Source organism: Streptomyces sp. NPDC031049 (genome assembly GCF_055571015.1).
In genome coordinates, this window is sequence record NZ_JBVIGC010000001.1 from 93,819 (window position 1) to 114,264 (window position 20,446).

Below are 20,446 nucleotides of genomic sequence, written 5' to 3' on the forward strand. Positions count from 1 at the left end.
GAGGGCGCCGGCACGGAGCGAAGCGCGGGTGGCGTACGGGCGGCGCGTCACCCGGAACACCGCTCAGCCGGCCGGCCCAGCCGGCCCGCTCATCCGGCCCGCTCGGGCTGGGCCGTGGGCTCGGCCTCGCCGTCACCCCCACGCATGTCGAGCCGACCGTAGGCGTGCACGACCCCGCCCTCCTCCGGCCGCGCCGCCCGCTCGACGAGCCGCCGTACGACGGCGACGAGTTCGGCGGGCTCGAAGGGCTTGGGCAGAAAGGCGTCGACCCCGGCATCGACGCCCGCGTCGACCTCGTACGGCGTACAGGCGCTGACGATGGCGAGGGGCAGATGACGCGTCCGCGCGTCGGCACGCAGCCGGGCGGCGGTCCTGAGCCCGTCGAGCCGGGGCATGACCACGTCGAGGGTGACGACATCAGGCCGGACGCGGTGCACGACGTCCAGACACTCGGCACCATCGGCCGCGGTCACGACCTCGAAGCCCTCCAGCTCGAGGTTGACCCTGATCAACTGCCGGATGACCTTGTTGTCGTCCACAACAAGCACCCGGCCCGAGACGCCTGGCACAACTCGAGAGTAGGTCCGGACCGGCCACCGCGTCCGGGTTTTCCCCACTTCCGCCCCCTGCGGGGGACGCCCGCACCGCCCCCGTGACGCCGCCGCACCTGGCGACCCGCGGAAACCCGTTCATGACCACCCCGACGGAGCTGGTAGTGTTCTACCCGTCGCCGCGAGCGACACGCCCCCGTAGCTCAGGGGATAGAGCAACGGCCTCCGGAGCCGTGTGCGCAGGTTCGAATCCTGCCGGGGGCACACTGTGTAAGTGTGTCAAAGACCCCGCCGTCAGCGAGTTCGCTGACGGCGGGGTCTTGTCGTGTACCCGGGCGCCTCGCGTAGGACATGCGCGACCGCGAGCGAGCCCGTGATCGACGGGCCCCTGAACGCCGATGGCCCCCGGATCCAGCGATCGGGGGCCATCGGGTGGGCGCAGGATGTCAGAGCGCGGTCGTGTGGGCGCCCGCACCTGCCGTGAAGCCCTCGGGGGAGGCCACGGCCGTCAGGTCTGCGCACACGGTGGCGAGCGTCGACTCGAGGAAGAAGGCGCCGGAGCCGCCGGCCGTGAGGCCGCCGGAGACGTTGTCCAGGTCGGCGTCGGTGATCTCGGCCGTCTCGACCGGGGAGGTGTGGTTCATCATGCGCGGTTCCCTTCGGGGTGGGTCCTTCGGAGTGGCGACGCGCGGCGGCTCCCGGGGGTCCGGGAGGCGGCGTGGGGGGTCCGTGCCACGCGGAGGATCAAAGCAGTCCGGGAACGGCGCGGCCAGTCGTCCGGAGGGTGCGCGGGGCGCATCGTGAAGAGCGGCTTCACTCGTGTGACCGGGGAGTGACTCGGCACGTGCGCTTCTCCACGCGGTCTGCCTGTTCTCTGCACGGCAGGTGTCTGCCCTCGGCTTTGGCGGACGGGGTTCGTACTTCGCGGCGGCCCGGACGCGGCGCGGTCGTGACTACCGCTCAGTTCCGCCATGACCTGCCGGTGAACGCTGTGCAGGTTTGTGGGATCTTCGGGTTTCGGCGGGGCGTGTGCGCGAAACGGGCCATTTTGCACCGTGCAAACGAGTGTGTCGCCGCCGCTGTCCCGGCCCCGCGCGGTAGTCGTCGAGGCGTCCATCCGACCGCCGACCCACCCGTCGTGGAGGCAGTCCATGCAGCACCCGCACCAGCCGGAGAAGCCTCAGCAGCCGGAGAAGGCGGAGCAGACGGAGCAGCAGAGGGGATCGGCGCGGCAGGCCCGGGCCTCCGGTCCGGGGGCCGGGCGGTTCCGGCGGCGTAAGACCTGGTTCGGGGCGGCGGCGATTCTCGCGCTCGCCGCCGTGAACGCCCCGGCGGTGAGCGGGTTCGCCCAGGACGCCTACCACCGGTGGGAGATCAGCCGGCCGGAGTACAAGGCCCGGTACGGACACTGGTCGCTGGCCTCGCTTCCGGAGAGGTACCAGCTCAACGCCATCCACGCGGTGCTCCTGCACACCGGCAAGGTGCTGCTCGTCGCCGGGTCGGGGAACGACGTGGAGCTGTTCGAGGGGGGTGTCTTCCGGAGCACGCTGTGGGACCCGGCCAAGGACACCTTCAAGAAGATCGACACCCCGGCCGACCTGTTCTGCGGCGGGCACGCCCAGCTGCCCGACGGCAAAGTGCTGTTCGCGGGCGGGACCGCCCGGTACGAGGTGCTGAAGGGGGACGTGAAGCGGGCCGGCGGCGCGATGCTGGTCAAGAACGAGGACCCGGACCAGGCCCGGACCTTCCCCAAGGGGACCGTCTTCCGGTCGCCGTCGGGGGTCGAGTACCGGTCGCAGTTCGAGGTGCGGGTCCCGGCCGCGAGGAAGACCCCCACCGGGAACGGCGGTGAGGTCGAGGTGACCGCCAGTGAGGCCCGGGTCTTCGTGGAGGCCGTGGACGAGGGGCCGTTGGGCATCACCAACACCACCGAGCAGTACACGATCGAGGGGCTCGAGGGCGAGGACGCCGACAACTTCTACGGCATCGCCAACAAGCTCGGGCTCGACAAGAAGGACTTCCAGGGCATCAAGTACGCCTACGAGTTCGACCCGGTGACGGAGAAGTACACCAAGGTCGACTCGATGAAGGAGGCGCGCTGGTACCCGACGCTGACCACGCTCGCCGACGGGCGGGTGCTGGCCGTCTCCGGGCTGGACGACATCGGGCAGGTCGTGCCCGGGAAGAACGAGATCTACGATCCGAAGACGAAGAGGTGGTCCGCGGCGCCGACGCGGTACTTCCCCACGTATCCCTCCTTCTTCCTGATGGACGAGGGGAAGATCTTCTACTCCGGGTCCAACGCCGGTTACGGCCCCGCCGACGAGGGCCGCGAGCCCGGTCTGTGGGATCTGGAGAGCAACCGTTTCACCCCCGTCGGCGGGCTGAAGGACCCCGACATCCTGGAGACCTCGTCCTCCGTGCTGCTGCCGCCCGCGCAGGAGAACAAGGTGATGGTGCTCGGCGGCGGAGGCGTCGGCGAGTCCCGTGCGGCCACCTCGCGGACCGCCGTCGTCGACCTCGACGAGGACGAGCCCCGGTTCGAGCCGGGGCCGCGGCTGCCGGAGAACACCCGGTACCTGAACAGCGTGATCCTCCCCGACGACACGGTGTTCACCACCGGGGGCAGCCGCGACTACCGCGGCAAGGGCGCCAGCGACATCCTCAAGTCGCAGATCTACCACCCCGACTCGAACACCTTCAGCAGGGCCGCCGACCCCACCGTCGGGCGCAACTACCACACCGAGGCCCTGCTGCTGCCGGACGGCCGGGTCGCCGTCTTCGGCTCCGACCCGCTCTTCTCCGACCGGGCCAACTCCAAGCCGGGCCACTTCGAGCAGCGCGTCGAGGTCTTCTCCCCGCCCTACCTCCACCAGGGCGACCGTCCCTCCCTGACCCGCTCCGGGCGGCCCGGGGTGGCCTACGGGGGTGAGGTCACGCTCCGTTCGGACGACGCCGCCCGCATCGGTCACGTACGCCTGATGCGGCCCGGGTCGGCCACCCACGTCACCGACTTCGACCAGCGGTCCGTCGCCGTGGACGTCACCCGGCGCGACGGCGACTCGCTGACCGTGCGCGTCCCGGACGACCGGGCTCTCGTGCCGCCGGGCTGGTACATGGTCGTCGCCAGCGACCGCGAGGGCGTGCCGTCCGAGGCGGTGTGGGTGCACGTGCGGTAGTCGCCCGGGGGAGGCAGGCGGCCGGGAACGGGAGGCGATCGGCACCAATCCGGGTCGGCGGTGATTGATCCGCCGTCCGCGTCCGTACCTCCTTGGGTAGAACCGCTCGCGTCGCCCATGGAGGCACCATGCGCATGTCCCGCAACAGGATCGGGGTCCTCGTCCTGTTCGGCGTGATGAGCCTGACCCTCACCGCCCTGGCCTTCCCGGCCATGGTCGGGCTGGAGGACAAACCCGGTGACCAGACACGGGTCGTCGCCGCCACCCAGTGGGGGCCGCTGACGGAGGCGGACCGCGATTTCGTGGTCAAGGTCCGCGCGGCCGGACTGTGGGAGTACCCGCTGGGCGAACTGGTCATGGCGCGCGGTACGACGAAGGAGATGAAGGAGGCCGGAGAGCATCTGGTCGTCGGGCACGCCGGGCTCGACGCGGCCTGCCGCGACATCGCGCCGAAGCTCGGGATCACGCTGCCGAACAAGGCCAGCCCGCAGCAGCAGGAGTTCGTGGACACGGTGAAGTCCGAAAGCGGGCGGGACTTCGACGTCACCGCGGTCACCATCATGCGGGTGACGCACGGCCAGATCTTCCCGGCCATCGCCAACATCCGGGCCAGCACCAAGAACACCCTCGTGCGCCAGCTGGCCGACCTGGCCAACGACACCGTCCTGGACCACATCACGGTCCTGGAGAAGACCGGACTGGTCGACTACGACAAGATCTCCTTCATGCAGACGGCCCCGGCCAAGAACCGGCGGGACTTCGTCACCCCGCCGCCGCCCCAGCCGGGCGAGCCGATGGTCGTCCTCACTCCGCGTCCGGACCTGGACGTGAACACGGGTGGTCCCACGCCGCCGCTGCCGTCGGCCACGTCGTCCCCGCCGCCGTCGGCGTCGTCGTCCTCGGGCCCGTCGTCCGCGGGTTCGTCCGCCGGGGGATCGTCCACCGAGGGGGCGTCCGGGGGGTCGTCGGCTGCGGGGGCCTCGTCCGTGGATTCCTCGTCCTCGGGCCTGTCCGCGGGAGCGCCCACGGTGTCGCCCTCGGCGTCGGTCGGGTGAACCGGGCGGCCGGCGGGCGGGGCCTCACGCCTTTGGCGGTGCCGTGGCGGCCGGCCAGCCCAGCGGGTGCGCGCCGGGGTCGTCCGGTACCGGGGCGAGGGGCTCGCCGCCGGCCTCGCTGAAGGCGGTGAGCGCCTCGACCAGCGCGGCCCGCTGGGCCGGGGCGAGCCGGGAGACGACCGCCGCGATGTCGGCGCGGCGGCGGGCGGTGACGTTCTCGACGGTGCTGCGGCCCTCCTCGGTGAGGCGCAGCAGCGTCTCCCGGCGGTTGTCCGGGTTGGTCTGCCGGTCGGCGAGCCCGGCCGCGATCAGGCGGTCGACCATGCGCATCGCCGTCGACGGCGCCACCTGGAGCTGCTCGGCGAGCGTGACCAGCTTGGTGGCGCCCCGGGTGGAGAGCACCACGAGCATCCGGAACTGGGGCAGGGTGACCCGCTCCTCGACGGCGGCGAGCGAGCGGGCGGAGATCGCCACGAGCAGCCGCGAGGCGGTCAGCACCGCACGGGTGACCGCTTCCACATCGTCCGTCGCCCCGTCGGGGATCTCGCTCTCCGGCATGTGTCCTTTCTACCGCGCTTCCGCGTGCGCTCCGGTTGAGCGCCCTCCTGATCGCTTCCGGTTTCCGCGCACCACTCGCCCGTCCGAGGCCACAGCGGCACAAAGGGCCCATCCGCCCCTCCCGTGGATCTTTCGACTGTGCAAGGGTTGACTGCCAAGGCACCCGATCCTGGAAGGCGACCATGGCGCGCTCCGACACCGCTCCCCGCCGCCCCCGGCTCCCCCGCGGCCGGCGGCGGCTCGCCGCACGGCTGCCGATCCTCCTCTTCCGCGCGGGGCTCGGGCCGCTCTTCGGCAAACGGCTCCTTCTGCTGCACCACACCGGCCGTGTCTCCGGCCAGGACCGCCAGGCGGTCCTGGAGGTCGTGGCGTACGACCCGGTCACGCCGAGCTGGACCATCGCCTCGGGCTTCGGGCCCGGGGCGGACTGGTACCGGAACCTGCGCCGGAAGCCCAAGACCGTCATCCAGTTCGGCAACCGCCACCACGCCGTCACCGCCTGCTTCCTGTCACCCGACGAGGGCGCCGCGATCATGGCCGACTACGCTCGGCGGCACCCGGGGACCGCCCGCCGGCTGTGCGCGTTCATGGGGTTCGACATCGGGGGCGACGGTGGTCACGGCGGCGACGCGGCGTATCGCGAGGCGGGGCGCCACATCCCCTTCGTACGCCTCGACGCGGCCGCGACGGACCTCCGGCGGACGTGATCCCGGGGCGGCCCCGAGCCACTGGTGATCTCAATTTGCACTGTGCAATGATCGAGCGGGGGCCGGCCCGCGACCGAGTACCGTTCGGCGCCCAGGAGTGACACCGCTACGGTGATGCGGCAAAGGGCGGCACGCCGGCCGCAGGCGGGCTCCCCTCCCGCGAAAGGAAGAGGGATCGTGAGCGCTTCCGGACCCGGCGGCAGCACGCCGGAAGAGCCGGACGGCACGCCGTCCGTTCCCGACGAGGTCTGGCTGAGGTTCCTCACGGACAGCGAGGAGGCCATACGGGCCACCGCGCCCCGGGAACCCGCCGCGCGGGACCGGATGCCGGGCCACTGCGCCGATCCCGCCGCACCCCGGCCGGCGGAGCAGAAGGGGGAGCAGGAGCAGGGGCTGGAGCTGGAGCGTCCGGAGAGCCCGGACCATCCGGAGCGTCCGGAGCGTCCGGAGCGTCCGGAGCGTCCCGGGTCTCGCGAGCCCTTCCGGCGTCCGCACGGGCGGGCGGCGCACGACGCGCGCGGCGGCACCGTCCCCGTCGGTGAGGTGTGGCATCCCGAGGACCCCTGGACGGGCCCCTCCTGGCGTGAGCTGGACGGCCGTGCGCGCGTCCGGCGCGTCGGACGGATGATCGCCACGGCGGCGGCGGTCGCCCTCGCGCTGACCGCGTGGTCCCAGCTCAGCACCGGCTCCGGCACCCCGGCCGTCGTCCCCGAGGGCACCACCGTGGAGCGGGTGGAGGAGGCGCCCGTCGGCGTGCCCACCGCCGCCTCGCCCTCACCGGGGGCGTCGCGGGCGACCGTGAACCCCGCGAGCGGCAGTCCCGGTCCGGGTGCGTCGCCGCAGGCCTCGCCGTATCTCACGTCCGGCGCCACGCCCTGGGCGATCGGCTGAGCGCACGCTCGCCGTCCCGTCAGGCGCTGCGCCTGCGTGAGGCGGTCTTCTTGGCCGGGGTCTTGGCCGAGGTATCGGCCGGGGTCTTGGCCGGCGTATCGGCCGAGGTCTTGGCCGGCGTCTTCGTCGTCTTCTTCGCGGAACCCGCCGGCTTCTTGGCCGCCGCCTTCTTCGCGGACTCCCCCGACTTCGCCGTCGACTTCTTCGTCCCGGACGTGGTCTTCTTCGCCGCCGTCTTCTTCGCCGTGGACGTCGATTTCTTGCCGGACGGCTGCTTGGGGGTCGCTCGGGAGGCCTTGCGCTGCGGCAGGGACCGGACCTCGGCCTCGGCAGGTTCCTCGCCGCGCGATTCCCGCGCCGCGCGGACGCTGTTCTCCAGCGCCGCCATCAGGTCGAGCACCTTGCCGGAAGGGGCGGGCTCGGGCGTCTGAGGCGGGGCCTCGCCGGCCGCCTTGGCGGCGATGACCTCCTCCAGCGCCTCGCGGTACTCGTCGTGCAGGTCGTCGAGGTCGATCTCGCCGAGGGTGTCCATCAGGGCATCGGCGAGGTCCAGTTCCTGGTCGCGGACGGTGACGTCGGTGTCGGGGGCGACTCCCTCGGGGGCGCGGACCTCGTCCGGCCACAGCAGGCCGTGCATCGCGATCGCGTCGCCCACCACCCTCAGCATGCCCAGCCGCTCCCGTCCGCGCAGCGCGAACTTGGCGATGGCGACCCGGTTGCTGCGCTTGAGGGCCTCGCGCAGCAGCGTGTACGGCTTGGCGGCGGGCGCCCCGCTCGCGGCGAGGTAGTACGCGGAGCCCATCTGGAGCGGGTCGATGCGGTCGTCCGGGACGAACGCGACGATCTCGATCGTCCGGGCGGTCGGGATCGGCAGGTGGGCCAGGTCCTCGTCGGTGATCGGGACGATCGTGCCGTCGGCGTCCTCGTAGCCCTTGCCGATCTCCGCCTGGGTGACCTCGCGGTCCTCCAGCTCGCAGACCTTGCGGTAGCGAATCCGGCCGCCGTCCTCCGTGTGGATCTGGCGGAAGGAGATCGAGTGGCTCTCGGTGGCGTTCACCAGCTTGATCGGGATGCTGACCAGGCCGAACGAGATGGCGCCGTTCCAGATGGATCGCACGTGCAGCACCTTTCCGGTCGGTCGGGCGTTCCACCGCGCACACCCTGTTTGCCCGGTTGGGCGGGATACGCGGCTTTCGTGAGATTCTCATCGTATGGCGCCTATCACGGAGGTGGAGGGGCGGCGGGTGGCCCTCAGCAACCTGGACAAGGTGCTGTATCCCGCGACCGGATTCACCAAGGCCGAGCTCCTGCACTACTACGCGACGATCGCCGAGGTCCTGCTGCCGCACCTGCGGGACCGCCCGGTGTCCTTCCTGCGCTATCCGGACGGCCCGGACGGCCAGCTCTTCTTCACCAAGAACGTGCCGCCGGGTACACCCGACTGGGTCACCACGGCCGAGGTGCCGAGGTCGGAGGGGCCGGCCCGGATGGTGCTGGTGCAGGACCTGCCGAGCCTGATGTGGGCGGCGAACCTGGTGACCGAGTTCCACACCCACCAGTGGGTCGCCCAGGAACCCGGCGAGGCCGACCGGCTGGTGTTCGACCTCGACCCGGGGCCGCCCGCCACCGTCGTCCACTGCTGCGAGGTGGCCCTGTGGCTGCGGGAGCGGCTCGCGGCGGACGGGATCGAGGTGTACGCCAAGACCTCCGGCGCCAAGGGCCTGCATCTGCTGGCGGCGGTGCGCGGGGCGTCGTCCGAGCGGGTGTCCGAGTACGCCAAGGAGCTGGCGGTGGAGGCGGAGCGGGCGATGCCGCGGCTGGTGGTGCACCGGATGACGCGGAGCCTGAGGCCGGGGAAGGTGTTCGTCGACTGGAGCCAGAACGCGGCCCGCAAGACGACGGCCACGCCCTACACGCTGCGGGCCCGGGCGGAGCCCGCCGTGTCGGCGCCGGTGACCTGGGAGGAGGTGGCCGAGTGCGGGTCGCCCGGACGGCTGGTCTTCCGCGCCGGGGATCTCGGACCGCGGGTCCAGGACTACGGGGACCTGCTGGCGCCGCTGTTCGACACGGGGGCGGCGGGGCGGCTCCCGTGACGGGCCGGACGGCCGGGCTCCGCCGTCAGAGGCGGGTCCAGGTGTTCCTGTCGCGGGCCATCGCGTGCAGGGCCTCCACGTCGGCCGGTTTCAGGACGCCCCCGAGGCGCGCCAGGTCGCCCAGCTCCCCGTCGGTGAGGACACGCACCCGGCGGGGCGGCGCGGCGACGGTGACGTCCGCGGCGGCGACCAGGGCCAGCACGGGGTGGATCTCGGCGGTGAGGGCGTGGGAGGCCCGGTCGGCGTCGGCGCGGAGCCGGCGCAGCAACGGCTGCGGTTCGCGGCGCCCCAGGGCGACCACGGGGTCGGCGACGCGGACCCGGGCCCTGCGGGCGTGCAGCGCGTGGACGACGAAGAGGCCGCCGGGCCCGATCACCAGGTGGTGGATGCGGTCGCCGCCCGGGAGCGGGATCGAGTGCAGGGCGTGCCATCCCGCGCCGTCGAGCCGGTCGAGCAGGGCCCCGACGGTCTGCTCGGCGGTGAGCGCCCGGCGGCGGGCGTCGGGGCGGAGGCGGCGCGCGTCGGGGCGGAGGCGGCGCGCCGGGCCGGAGTCGCGGTCCAGGGCGATCAGATGGGCCTCGCCGGGCCGGTTGGGGGCGAGGTCGTCGTCCGGGTGGAGGGACAGCCGGGCCAGCTCGGCGGGGGTGGGGACCGGGGGCGGGCCGACGGTCACGGGGCCGGTGAGGAACGGGCCCAGGGCGTCCAGGACGTCGTCCCGGCGGTCGTCGCTGAGCAGGTTCACCCGGGCGGCCTCCCGGTCGTACCAGGCGATGTTCCGGCCGTCGGTGTGGCAGACGTAGAGCCGCTCCCGGCCGTGCCGCCAGGTCGGTATGACGCGCAGTCCGCTCATGCACCATCACCCCAGTCCATGGGAACAGGCGGGGTGCTCCCGGGGCAAGAACCCGGCTACCTTTGACAGGAGTTGGGACGGGCACGACGGGAGGACGCCGTTGCGTACCCGCGGGAGGCAGTCCGATGTGCCGGCTCCGGACAGTCCGTGGAGCGAGATCGCGCCCGGGCTGTGGATGGGCGGGCACGAGTTCCGCCGGCACTCGGGGCAGGTGGAGCGCGTGGTGGTCGAGCAGGAGTTCGATCTCGTGCAGACCTTGTTGCGGCTGCCCGGCCACGGCCCGGCACCGGGGGTGGAGCACCACGTCTGGCCGATCCCCGACGGGCCGCTGGACGGCACCCAGCTCGCGGGGGTGATCCGGCTCGCGGAGGCCGCGTCCCAGGCGCTGGACGAGGGCCGCCGGGTCCTGGTGCGCTGTTACCACGGGTACAACCGTTCCGGCCTAGTCGTCGCCCACACACTGGTCCGCCGGGGCGGCACGGCCGAGGAGGCGATCCGGCTGATCCGGGCGCGCCGCTCGCCGTGGGCGCTGCACAACGAGCTGTTCGTGGAGTACCTGCGGGCGGGGCTGCCGACCGTCCGGCTGCTGGAGGAACTGGCGGAGTAGGCGAGCCCTCCGGCGCCTTCGCCAGAGCCGTCACCACAGCCTTCACCAGAGCGGTCACCACAGCCGTCACCACAGCCGTCACCACCGCGCTCACCCGCGTCTTCACCGCAGTCGTCACCACCGCGCCCACCGACGCCTTCACACCCGTGTTCACAAAAAGGACTTCCGTACGAATAAGGTGTACGAGGCCGTCGACCACCCCCGAACCCCAGGAGAACCGTGCCACCCAGCCCTCGCAGGCGCGCCGTCCGGCGCTCGGCCGCCGTCGCCCTGCTGCTGGCGGCCGCGGCCGGCTGCGGCGACACCGGCGGGCTGCGCGGCGCGGGCGCCACCCCGACCGCGATCAGTCCGGCCCGGCTGTGGCCCGACCTGCCGGCGGCCTCCAGCCCGGCCTGGGACTTCGACGAGGCCGAGACCGAGCCGGTCAAGGGCGTGGCGGTGCCGGGTGACGACATCCGCGAGGTCGATCCGGTGGCGGTCCTGCGGGCCGAGATCGCGGCGCACCCGGAGGACTACTCCGAGGCCGAGGCACCCTACCGGGAGACGGCGGCACGGATGGACGAGTGCGGGCCGGGCGGCGACCGGGGCCGGTGTCCGCTCCTCGAGCCGTACCACCGGGACCTGACCGGGGACGGGCGCGCCGACCTGACGCTGGGTTTCCGGCTGCCGCCGACCAACCAGACGGCCGTCCGCGTCTACACCGTCATCGACCACCGGCTCGTGCAGGTGATGTCCCACAACGACGCCGTCAGCGGCGTCGAGCTGACCGGACGGTCGGTGATCATCCGTTCGCCGTCCGAGGTCGCGGGCTACGAGTACCGGCTCCAGTGGACCTGGGACGCCGACGAGCGGGCGATGCTGCTGACGCACGACGAGATGCTGCGCACCGACGACCGCGAGCGCGCCGGGCTGCCCTCGGCGTCGCCCTCGGTCTCCTCCCCGCCCTCCGGGTCGCCGTCGCCTTCGCCGTCCCGCCCGGCCTCGGGTCCGGCCTCGTCCTCGGCCTCCGCGAGCGGCCGATGAGGCTCGGCATGCCCCGGTGGTCCGGGACGCTGGCGGTGAAGGCCGCCGTCTTCATCACGGTGATGTGCTGCGCCCTCGCCGCGCTGCTCGGCGTCCTGGTGCACGTCTCGGTGACCCACCAGACGGTCGGCCAGGCCCGGGACCGCGCCCTGTCGCGGCTGACGGAGGCGGCGGAGAAGTACGAGGCCGGGGACACGCTCGCACCGTGGGCGGGGGTCGACCCGCCGGGGCTGCCGCCGGCCCTGCGGGAACGGGCGCTGGACGGGCAGCGCGCGACGATGGTCGCCGACCACGACGGCCGGCCCACGATGTGGGCGGCCGGCCCCGCCGACGGCGGCCGGGCGCTCGCCGTCGAGGTCGACTACGCGCAGAGCAAGCGCACCATCGACGGCCTGGACCGGGCGATCGTGTGGTCGTCGGCGCTGGCCATCGGCGTGACGCTGCTGGTGGGCGCGTTCGCCGTGACGCGGGTGACCTCGCGGCTGCACGCCACCGCGCGGGTGGCGCGGCGGATCAGCGCCGGTGACCTGGACGCGCGCGTGGACGACCCGCGGACGCGGGACGCGGTGCGTCCGCAGGACGAGGTGGCCGCGGTCGCCGCCGCGCTGGACTCCATGGCGGCCTCGCTCCAGGGCAAGCTGCTGGCCGAGCAGCGGTTCACCGCGGACGTCGCGCACGAGCTGCGCACTCCGCTGACCGGGCTGCACGCGGCGGCCGAGCTGCTGCCGCCGGGGCGGCCGACCGAGCTGGTCCGGGACCGGGTGGCCGCGCTGCGCACGCTCACCGAGGACCTGCTGGAGATCTCCCGGCTGGACGCCGGGCGGGAGCGGCTCGAGACGGACAGCGAGGAGCTGGGGGCGCTGGCCCGGCGGGTGGTGCGGGCCTCCGGCACCGACACGCGCGTGGACGTCGTGCGGGACGCGCGCGTGGAGACGGACCGGCGGCGGCTGGAGCGGGTGCTGGGGAATCTGGTCGTCAACGCGCACCGGCACGGGCGGGGGCCGGTGGTGCTGACCGTGGACGGGCCGGTGGTGACCGTGCGGGACCACGGGGACGGGTATCCGGAGTACCTCCTCGCCCACGGGCCGCAGCGGTTCCGGACGGAGAGCGGGTCCAAGGGGCACGGGCTGGGGCTGACGATCGCGTTGGGGCAGGCGGAGGTGTTGGGGGCGCGGCTGGAGTTCGACCAGGCGGTGGGGGGCGGTGCGGTCGCCACGCTGACGCTGCCGCTGAGGCCTTGAGGCCCCGCCCCCCCCCCGTCCGGACGTCCGCCTTTTCTCGCCCCCGCCGCCCCTACCCGTCCCATCCCGGGGGCTCCGCCCCCGGACCCCCGCTCCTCAAACGCCGGAGGGGCTGAATGTCAGCCCGTCCGGCGTTTGAGGACGAGGCCGTTCAGGCCGAAGCGAGGGTCTGGGGGCGGCAGCCCCCAGAAGGACGGGACGGGTAGGGGCGGCGGGGGCGGAGGAAGTCGTTGGGGGGCCGCACCGATGGCGCAGTGTGGCGGGCGCGGGCACGACGGCGCTCCTAATGTGGCGATCAGTCACTTCTGACCTCTTCGCCCCCACGGAGGTACCCCCATGTCCCTGCGCTCCCCCCTCACCCGCCGTCTCGCCATAACGGTCGCCGCCGGCGCACTCGCCGGCGCGGTCGCCGTCACGCCGGCCGCCGCGAGCGACGACTGGGGCGACGACCCGGGCGTCAGCAGCTTCGGCGGCGGCAACGGCTCCTTCGGGGGCGACGGACTCGGCGGCGACGGCCGCGGCGGCAACGGGTTCGGCGGTGACGGCCGGCACGACCACGGCCGGTACAAGGGCGTGGTGACCGCAGGCACCCTCGCCCTGCGCAGCGCGCCGAACCGCGGCTCCCAGGTCATCCGGTACGCCCACCGGGGCGACGTCGTGCACATCTACTGCAAGACCCCGGGGCAGAAGGTGAAGGGCAACCCGCTCTGGTACCTCCTCACGGACGGCACCTGGGCGTGGGGCGCCGCGCGCTACATCGACAACATCGGCCCCGCGCCGCGCTGGTGCTGATGCCGAAGGCTGACACAACGCCCCAATTGGGTAAGTTCCGGACATGACGAAGGCCGGAACCGGATTCACCGTGGCCGCAGCGGACGCGCCCGCTCCGGTCGCCCGCCTCCCCCGGCGCCGCGGCATCGAACTGGCCCTCATCGTCCTGGCCGTCCTGCTGTCGGTGTTCGGCTACTGCAACGTGGGCCTCGCCCAGCACGGCACGGTCCCGCCCGGCGCCGCCGGTTACGGCGCCGGGCTCGGGGTGCTGGCCCTGCTCGCCCATCTGGCGGTGCGGCTGCGCGCCCCGTACGCCGATCCCCTGCTGCTGCCGATCGGCGTGCTGCTCAACGGGCTGGGGCTGGTGCTGATCTACCGGCTGGACCTGGAGACGCCCGGCGACCGTGCCGCACCCACCCAGCTGATCTGGTCGACGCTGGGCATCGCGCTGTTCATCGTGATCGTCCTCGTCCTGCGCGACCACCGCTTCCTCCAGCGCTACACCTACGTCTGCGTGGTGATCGCGCTGGCCCTGCTGACGCTGCCGATCCTCTTCCCGGCCGTCAACGGCGCCCGCATCTGGATCCGGGTCGCCGGGTTCTCCATCCAGCCCGGCGAGTTCGCGAAGGTGCTGCTGGCGGTGTTCTTCGCCGCGTACCTGGCCGCCAACCGCAGCGCGCTGGCGTTCGCCGGCCGCCGGGTGTGGGGGCTGCAACTGCCCACCGGCCGCGTCCTCGGCCCGATCGTGGCCGTGTGGCTGGTCAGCGTCGGCGTACTGGTGCTGGAGCGGGACCTGGGCACCTCGCTGCTGTTCTTCGGCCTGTTCGTGGTCATGCTGTACGTCGCGACCGGCCGCACCGGCTGGATCGCCGTCGGCCTGGTGCTGGCCGCCCTCGGCGCGGTCGCCGTGGGCTGGCTGGAGCCGCACGTCCACTCCCGGGTGGAGGACTGGCTGCACCCGTTCGCGTCGATCGAGGCGGGCGACGGTCCGAACCAGCTGGCGCAGTCGCTGTTCGCGTTCGCGGCGGGCGGTCTGACCGGCACCGGGCTGGGCCTCGGCCACTCGGTCCTCATCGGCTTCGCCACCAAGTCGGACTTCATCCTGGCCACGGCCGGGGAGGAGCTGGGCTTCGCCGGGCTGACCGCCGTGTTCCTGCTGTACGCCCTGCTGGTGGAGCGCGGCTACCGGGCGGGCCTCGCCCTGCGCGACCCCTTCGGTCGGCTGCTCGCGGTCGGGCTGGCCTCGATCGTCGCGCTCCAGGTGTTCGTGATCGCCGGCGGGGTGAGCGGCCTGATCCCGCTGACCGGCATGGCCATGCCGTTCCTGGCCCAGGGCGGTTCCTCGGTCGTCACCAACTGGGCGATCGTCGCGCTGCTGATCCGGGTCAGCGACTCGGCGCGCAGACAGGCGGCCCTGTCGTGACCCGGAACATCCGGCACGCCGGGATCTTCTGCCTGCTGCTGCTCGTCGCGCTGATCGTGAACGCCGCCCGCGTCCAGCTGGTCCGCGCCCCCGAGTACGACGCCAATCCCGCCAACCGCCGCCCCGACATCGCCCGTTACCAGCAGCCACGCGGCGACATCCTGGTCGGCGGCGAGCCGGTCACCGGCTCCCGGGACACCGGCGAGCATCTGCGCTTCGAACGGACGTACCAGGACGGGCCGATGTACGCCCCGATCACCGGCTTCGCCTCCCAGGAGTACGGCACGACGCTGCTGGAGAGCGTCGAGGACGGGGTGCTCTCCGGCTCCGATCCGATGCTCGCGCCGCTGCCGCTGTGGAACGACGTCACCCGCGCCCGCAACCCGGGCGGCGACGTCGTGACCACCATCGACCCGGCGGCGCAGCGGGCGGCGTACGAGGGACTGGGCCGGCACAAGGGCGCGGTGGCCGCCGTCGAGCCGTCGACCGGGCGGATCCTGGCGCTGGTGTCCACCCCGTCGTACGACCCCGGTGAGCTGTCCGGGAACGGCACGGCCGCCAGCCGGATCTGGCAGCAGCTCAACGAGGACCCGGACAAGCCGATGCTCAACCGGGCGGTGCGGCGGACCTATCCGCCGGGCTCGACGTTCAAGGTGGTCACCGCGGCGGCGGCGCTGGACGCCGGCGTCGTCCGGGACGTGGACGCCCGGACCGACTCGCCCGACCCGTACGCCCTGCCCGGGACCCGTACCCGGCTGACCAACGCCTCCCGGGGGTGCGAGGACGCCTCGCTGCGGGAGGCCTTCGAGTGGTCCTGCAACACGGTGTTCGCCAAGCTCGGCGTGGACGTGGGGGTGGCGGACATGGCGGCCACGGCGCGGGCGTTCGGCTTCAACGACGACGGCCTGCGCATCCCCTTCGCGGTGTCCCGCTCCACCTTCGACACCTCCGTGGACCGGGCGCAGCTCGCGCTGTCCTCGATCGGGCAGTACAACACGCGGGCGACGCCGTTGCAGATGGCGATGGTGGCGGCGGCCGTGGCGAGCGGGGGCCAGCTGCGCACGCCGTACCTGGTGGAGCGGACGATGCGGGCGGGCGGCAGCACGGTGGCGACGGCCGGGTCGCGTCCGGTGCGCCAGGCGATGCTGCCGTCGACGGCGGCCCGGCTGAAGGAGCTGATGAGGGACGTGGTCTCCAACGGCACCGGGGCGAAGGCGGCGATCCCCGGCGCCGTCGTCGGCGGCAAGACCGGCACCGCCCAGCACGGGGTCGGCAACTCCGGGATGCCGTACGCCTGGTTCGTCTCCTGGGCGCAGGGCGAGGGTGAGACGGTGCCCGAGGTGGCGGTCGCGGTGGTGGTGGAGGACGCGGCGGCCGACCGGGCGGACATCACCGGCGGGGGGCTGGCGGCGCCGGTCGCGCGCGGGGTGATGGAGGCGGTGCTCGGCCGGTGAGGCGTTCAGCCCTGCGGGCCGCTCCCAGGGTGTGCGACGGGTGGTCGGCGGTTGAGTGCCGTGAGATCGATGTCGATCGGGAACGGGACGGTCAACTTCAGCCGGTCGTGATGAATGCCGGTGATGCTGTAGGTGTCCGTGGACGGGTCGAGCTCGTAGGTGTACACCACGGGCAGCCCCTCGACCTGCTCCACGCGCCAGTAGTGCGGAATTCCCGCCGCAGCGTACTTGCGAGGCTTGACATCCCGGTCACGCTCCTCGGAGTCCTCCGACACCACTTCGACGGCAAGAACAACGTTCTCTGAGTGGTGCCAGGTCTGCCCTGGCCCAGTGGCGGCGTCGGCCCTGAACACCAGAACGTCAGGCTCTGGTCGGTTGCGCCGGTCGAGCCTGACGCTGAACTCCCGGTCGACGTCGTACGCGTCGGGTACCTGGCTGAGCAGGGCATACTCCAGCAGCCGAACTGTGCGCAGGTGAAAGCGGGTCTGCGGACTCACGAAGACAAGACTCCCGTCGATCAGCTCCGTGTGCGGAGGCAGGTTCGGGAGCCGGTCCAGGTCGTCGGCGGTCCAGCCGCCCTCCGGCGGACGGGGCCACTCGTAGTCGTCGTCCAGCCCGTACTCGCGTGCGGCGCTCATGATCGCTCCCATGTGCCGGAGTCTGCCTGGCACGGTCAGCGTACCCGGGCGAATATGCCGGTTCGTCCGACGATCGAGTGATCAGTCCGCATCACGTTGACCCGCCTCGATCGCCTCGCGCACCTCCGCCACCCGCTCCCGCTCCTCCGCCGCGAAGCGCTCGGCGTCGAGCTTCTCCGCGATCTCCTCGTCCTGCGCCATCAGCAGGTCCAGGCTGGAGTCGCCGAGGTCGAAGACGCCCATGTCGACATAGGCCCGCTGGAGGCGCTCGCCCCACAGCCCGATGTCCTTGACGCAGGGGACGATGCGACTGAACAGCAGCTTGCGGAAGAGGGCGAGCGACTTGGACTCGTGGGTGATCCGCTCCGCCTCGGCCCGCGGGACGCCGAAGTTCTCCAGGACCTCGACGCCGCGCAGCCGGTCGCGCATCAGGTAGCAGCCCTCGATGACGAACTCCTCGCGTTCGCGCAGTTCGGCGTCGGTGAGCTGCTTGTAGTAGTCCCTCAGCGCCATCCGGCCGAAGGCGACGTGCCGGGCCTCGTCCTGCATGACGTAGGCCAGGATCTGCTTGGGCAGCGGCTTGTCCGTGGTGTCCCTGATCATGCCGAAGGCGGCCAGCGCCAGGCCCTCGATCAGCACCTGCATGCCGAGGTAGGGCATGTCCCAGCGGCTGTCCCTCAGGGTGTCGTCCAAGAGCGCCTGGAGGTTGTCGTTCACCGGGTACAGCAGGCCGATCTTCTCGTGCAGGAAGCGGCCGTAGATCTCGGCGTGCCGGGCCTCGTCCATGACCTGGGTCGCCGAGTAGAACTTGGCGTCCAGGTCGGGGGCGGACTCCACGATCCGGGCGGCGCACACCATCGCGCCCTGCTCGCCGTGCAGGAACTGGCTGAACTGCCAGGAGGCGAAGTGCCGGCGCAGCTCCCCCTTGTCCTTGCCGGTGAGCTTGTCCCAGTACCTGGTGCCGTACAGGGACATGGCCTGCTCCGGCGTGCCGAGCGGATCGTACGGGTCCACCTCGAGGTCCCAGTCGATCCGCGTCCGCCCGTCCCACTGCTTGTCCTTGCCCTTCTGGTAGAGGGCGAGGAGGCGGTCGCGGCCACCGTCGTACTCCCAGCTGAAGCGGGCCGCGCCGGCGGCGGGCACCTGCCAGTGGGCGTCTCCCGGATCGGAGGCGTAGAGGTCGAAGCTCGGCATGCACCGCAGGCTCACACGGGGTAGACGCCGGGTCAACAAGTCCCGCGCGGGGGATTGACGGGCTTGCTGACACGCAGTCTCATAAGACGGGACGAGTGACTCGCGGGTAACACGACGCGGTCGACGCCACGCATGCCCGGACGCAATCCCGTACGACGAGGTGGGACAGCCATGACGACCCTGACGGAAGCCGACGCGCTCGACGGCCTGCGCGACGCGCTCGGCCTGCTCAAGGACCGGGAGCAGGTGGCCGAGCGGCTGCTCGACTCTTCCGCCAAGCACTCCTTCGACCCGGACAAGGAACTGGACTGGGACGCGCCGTTCGAGGACGGCAAGTGGTTCTGGCCGCCGGAGCTGGTGTCGCTGTACGACACCCCGATGTGGAAGCGGATGAGCGAGGAGCAGCGCGTCCTGCTCTCCCGGCACGAGGCCGCGGCGCTGGCCTCGCTCGGCATCTGGTTCGAGCTGATCCTGATGCAGCTGCTGGTGCGGCACATCTACGACAAGGCGGCGACGAGCGCGCATGTGCGGTACGCGCTCACCGAGATCGAGGACGAGTGCCGGCACTCCAAGATGTTCGCCCGGGTGATCACCCGGGGCGGCACCCCCTGGTACCCGGTCAGCCCGGTCCACCAGCACCTGGGCCGGCTGTTCAAGACCATATCCACCACGCCCGGCTCCTTCACGGCCACGCTGCTGGGCGAGGAGGTGCTGGACTGGATGCAGCGGCTGACCTTCCCGGACGAGCGCGTCCAGCCGCTGATCCGGGGCGTCACGCGCATCCACGTGGTCGAGGAGGCGCGCCACGTGCGGTACGCGCGTGAGGAGCTGCGGCGCCAGATGGTGACGGCGCCGAAGTGGTCGCAGGAGTTCACCCGGATCACCTCCGGCGAGTTCGCCCGCGTCTTCTCGGTCGCCTTCATCAATCCCGAGGTCTACACGAACGTGGGACTGGACAGGCGGGAGGCCATGGCACAGGTCAAGGCCAGCGGCCACCGCCGGGAGGTCATGCAGACCGGCGCGAAGCGGCTCACGGACTTCCTGGACGACATCGGCGTGCTGCGCGGCGTCGGCCGCAAGCTGTGGCGGTCCTCGGGCCTGCTGGCATAGCCGCCCACCGCGCGGCTGCGGGCGGTCGTGCCTCCCCCGGCACTTTTCGGACACCGCCCGCCCAACCGCCCTGCCCGCCCCCGGCAGCGGAGCGGTTACGCTGCGTTTCATGACCCCGCAGGCCCCCACCCCCGCCTACCGACGGCTCAGCGTCGAGGAGCGCCGCAGTCAGCTCCTCGACGCGGCGCTCGCCCTCTTCGCACACCGGCCACCGGAGGAGGTCTCCCTGGACGACGTGGCGGAGCAGGCGGGGGTCTCGCGGCCCCTGGTGTACCGGTACTTCCCCGGCGGCAAGCAGCAGCTGTACGAGGCCGCGCTGCGCTCGGCCGCCGACGAGCTCCAGCTGTGCTTCGACGAGCCCCGCAAGGGCCCCCTGCTGGCCCGGCTGACCCGTGCCCTGGACCGCTACCTCGCCTTCGTCGACGAGCACGACACCGGCTTCAGCGCCCTGCTGCGCGGCGGCAGCGTCGCCGAGACCTCCCGGACCACGGCCATCGTGGACGGTGTGCGCCGGGCCGCCGCCGAGCACATCATGAGCCACCTGGAGGTCTCCGAGCCGGGCCCCCGCCTGCGGATGACCGTGCGGATGTGGATCACGGCGGTGGAGGCGGCCTCCCTGATCTGGCTGGACGAGGACAAGCAGCCGCCGGCCGAGGAGCTGCGGGACTGGCTGGTGGAGCAGTTCGTGGCCGTGCTGGCGGTCACCGCCCGCCGCGATCCGCAGACGGACGCGCTGGTGGAGGCCCTCGCCGCCGATCTCTGAGGTGGCCGACACTGGTGCCGTGAAGAGCGAAGACACCCCCTTCGAGGGCGGGCCGATGGACGGCCGGGTGCTGCCGGTGCTCGTCGGCATGACCGGCCACCCGCCCAAGACGTACCGCATCCCCGTCCCCGACCCGGACGGCGGGCCCCCCACCGTGCTCGTCTACCGGCGGGTCCCGCGCGACCCGCACCGCAGGGCCGGGTTCGCCCGGTGGAAGTACGAGTACGCCCCCGGCCAGGCCCCCCGCACCCGGCTGCGCTGGCCCTGGTCGAAACCGGAGGCCGGGCCAGACGCCACGCCGGGCGGCAAGCCGGACGACGCCGACGGGTGACCGGGTT

20 protein-coding genes, 1 tRNA gene and 1 pseudogene are annotated in these 20,446 nt (G+C 72.6%); 15 read left to right on the top strand and 7 right to left on the bottom strand.

What is annotated here, in order from left to right:
- Positions 1 to 89: 89 nt before the first annotated feature.
- Positions 90 to 617 (bottom strand): response regulator, encoded by a 528-nt coding sequence (locus ACZ45Q_RS00420; RefSeq protein WP_468253562.1) that lies wholly within the window; start codon positions 615 to 617, stop codon positions 90 to 92.
- A gap of 126 nt (positions 618 to 743) precedes the next feature.
- On the opposite strand from ACZ45Q_RS00420, the gene ACZ45Q_RS00425 reads away from it, so the two are divergent.
- Positions 744 to 815, top strand: a tRNA-Arg gene (locus ACZ45Q_RS00425).
- A gap of 182 nt (positions 816 to 997) precedes the next feature.
- Here the strand turns inward: ACZ45Q_RS00425 and ACZ45Q_RS00430 are convergent.
- Complete coding sequence (locus ACZ45Q_RS00430; RefSeq protein WP_468253563.1) at positions 998 to 1,198, bottom strand: hypothetical protein; 201 nt, start codon at positions 1,196 to 1,198, stop codon at positions 998 to 1,000.
- Positions 1,199 to 1,702: 504 nt separating this feature from the next.
- On the opposite strand from ACZ45Q_RS00430, the gene glxA reads away from it, so the two are divergent.
- Positions 1,703 to 3,730, top strand: a complete 2,028-nt coding sequence (gene glxA, locus ACZ45Q_RS00435) for a radical copper oxidase GlxA (RefSeq protein WP_468253564.1) — start codon at positions 1,703 to 1,705, stop codon at positions 3,728 to 3,730.
- A 128-nt stretch (positions 3,731 to 3,858) separates the two neighbouring features.
- A pseudogene (locus tag ACZ45Q_RS00440) lies at positions 3,859 to 4,599 on the top strand (DUF4142 domain-containing protein); the annotation flags it as partial.
- Positions 4,600 to 4,809: 210 nt separating this feature from the next.
- Here ACZ45Q_RS00440 and ACZ45Q_RS00445 read toward each other — a convergent pair.
- Entirely contained in the window at positions 4,810 to 5,343 is a 534-nt protein-coding gene (locus ACZ45Q_RS00445; protein ID WP_468253565.1) for a MarR family winged helix-turn-helix transcriptional regulator, read from the bottom strand.
- Between the two features lie 182 nt (positions 5,344 to 5,525).
- Between ACZ45Q_RS00445 and ACZ45Q_RS00450 the strand changes: the two genes are divergently transcribed.
- Both ACZ45Q_RS00450 and ACZ45Q_RS00455 read left to right on the top strand, forming a co-directional pair.
- A complete protein-coding gene (locus ACZ45Q_RS00450) occupies positions 5,526 to 6,050 on the top strand; it encodes a nitroreductase family deazaflavin-dependent oxidoreductase (RefSeq protein WP_468253566.1) in 525 nt (174 codons plus the stop codon).
- A gap of 177 nt (positions 6,051 to 6,227) precedes the next feature.
- Positions 6,228 to 6,941 carry a hypothetical protein gene (locus tag ACZ45Q_RS00455; RefSeq protein WP_468253567.1) on the top strand — a complete coding sequence of 238 codons (714 nt, stop codon included), beginning with the start codon at positions 6,228 to 6,230 and terminating at the stop codon, positions 6,939 to 6,941.
- A gap of 19 nt (positions 6,942 to 6,960) precedes the next feature.
- Here ACZ45Q_RS00455 and ku read toward each other — a convergent pair whose 3' ends face one another.
- Entirely contained in the window at positions 6,961 to 8,058 is a 1,098-nt protein-coding gene (ku, locus tag ACZ45Q_RS00460; RefSeq protein WP_468253568.1) for a non-homologous end joining protein Ku, read from the bottom strand.
- Between the two features lie 94 nt (positions 8,059 to 8,152).
- Here ku and ligD point away from each other — a divergent pair, with 94 nt between their 5' ends.
- Complete coding sequence (ligD, locus tag ACZ45Q_RS00465) at positions 8,153 to 9,034, top strand: non-homologous end-joining DNA ligase (RefSeq protein WP_468253569.1); 882 nt, start codon at positions 8,153 to 8,155, stop codon at positions 9,032 to 9,034.
- Positions 9,035 to 9,059: 25 nt separating this feature from the next.
- Here ligD and ACZ45Q_RS00470 read toward each other — a convergent pair whose 3' ends face one another.
- On the bottom strand, positions 9,060 to 9,884 hold the full coding sequence (locus ACZ45Q_RS00470; protein ID WP_468253570.1) for a nuclease-related domain-containing protein: 825 nt from the start codon (positions 9,882 to 9,884) through the stop codon (positions 9,060 to 9,062).
- A gap of 100 nt (positions 9,885 to 9,984) precedes the next feature.
- On the opposite strand from ACZ45Q_RS00470, the gene ACZ45Q_RS00475 reads away from it, so the two are divergent.
- The 6 genes from ACZ45Q_RS00475 (at position 9,985) to ACZ45Q_RS00500 (ending at position 16,403) form a co-directional block, all read left to right on the top strand.
- Positions 9,985 to 10,491: a protein-tyrosine phosphatase family protein gene (locus tag ACZ45Q_RS00475; RefSeq protein ID WP_468253571.1), complete on the top strand. Its 507-nt coding sequence runs from the start codon at positions 9,985 to 9,987 to the stop codon at positions 10,489 to 10,491.
- Positions 10,492 to 10,710: 219 nt separating this feature from the next.
- Entirely contained in the window at positions 10,711 to 11,514 is an 804-nt protein-coding gene (locus ACZ45Q_RS00480; RefSeq protein ID WP_468253572.1) for a hypothetical protein, read from the top strand.
- Positions 11,511 to 12,755, top strand: coding sequence for an ATP-binding protein (locus tag ACZ45Q_RS00485; protein ID WP_468253573.1), 1,245 nt, complete (start codon positions 11,511 to 11,513; stop codon positions 12,753 to 12,755). The genes ACZ45Q_RS00480 and ACZ45Q_RS00485 overlap by 4 nt, the downstream gene beginning before the upstream one ends.
- A 336-nt stretch (positions 12,756 to 13,091) precedes the next feature.
- Positions 13,092 to 13,547: an SH3 domain-containing protein gene (locus ACZ45Q_RS00490; RefSeq protein WP_468253574.1), complete on the top strand. Its 456-nt coding sequence runs from the start codon at positions 13,092 to 13,094 to the stop codon at positions 13,545 to 13,547.
- A 43-nt stretch (positions 13,548 to 13,590) separates the two neighbouring features.
- Complete coding sequence (locus ACZ45Q_RS00495; protein WP_468253575.1) at positions 13,591 to 14,949, top strand: FtsW/RodA/SpoVE family cell cycle protein; 1,359 nt, start codon at positions 13,591 to 13,593, stop codon at positions 14,947 to 14,949.
- Positions 14,946 to 16,403 carry a penicillin-binding transpeptidase domain-containing protein gene (locus ACZ45Q_RS00500; RefSeq protein ID WP_468253576.1) on the top strand — a complete coding sequence of 486 codons (1,458 nt, stop codon included), beginning with the start codon at positions 14,946 to 14,948 and terminating at the stop codon, positions 16,401 to 16,403. The genes ACZ45Q_RS00495 and ACZ45Q_RS00500 overlap by 4 nt, the downstream gene beginning before the upstream one ends.
- A gap of 5 nt (positions 16,404 to 16,408) precedes the next feature.
- Here the strand turns inward: ACZ45Q_RS00500 and ACZ45Q_RS00505 are convergent, their stop codons facing one another.
- Together ACZ45Q_RS00505 and ACZ45Q_RS00510 are read right to left on the bottom strand one after the other, a co-directional pair.
- Entirely contained in the window at positions 16,409 to 17,041 is a 633-nt protein-coding gene (locus ACZ45Q_RS00505; protein WP_468254259.1) for a Uma2 family endonuclease, read from the bottom strand.
- An 81-nt stretch (positions 17,042 to 17,122) separates the two neighbouring features.
- Complete coding sequence (locus ACZ45Q_RS00510; protein WP_468253577.1) at positions 17,123 to 18,235, bottom strand: ferritin-like domain-containing protein; 1,113 nt, start codon at positions 18,233 to 18,235, stop codon at positions 17,123 to 17,125.
- Between the two features lie 171 nt (positions 18,236 to 18,406).
- On the opposite strand from ACZ45Q_RS00510, the gene ACZ45Q_RS00515 reads away from it, so the two are divergent.
- The 3 genes from ACZ45Q_RS00515 (at position 18,407) to ACZ45Q_RS00525 (ending at position 20,439) form a co-directional block, all read left to right on the top strand.
- Positions 18,407 to 19,345 carry an AurF N-oxygenase family protein gene (locus ACZ45Q_RS00515; protein ID WP_468253578.1) on the top strand — a complete coding sequence of 313 codons (939 nt, stop codon included), beginning with the start codon at positions 18,407 to 18,409 and terminating at the stop codon, positions 19,343 to 19,345.
- Between the two features lie 109 nt (positions 19,346 to 19,454).
- Entirely contained in the window at positions 19,455 to 20,108 is a 654-nt protein-coding gene (locus ACZ45Q_RS00520; RefSeq protein ID WP_468253579.1) for a TetR/AcrR family transcriptional regulator, read from the top strand.
- Positions 20,109 to 20,127: 19 nt separating this feature from the next.
- Positions 20,128 to 20,439, top strand: a complete 312-nt coding sequence (locus ACZ45Q_RS00525; RefSeq protein ID WP_468253580.1) for a hypothetical protein — start codon at positions 20,128 to 20,130, stop codon at positions 20,437 to 20,439.
- The last annotated feature ends 7 nt before the right edge of the window (positions 20,440 to 20,446 follow it).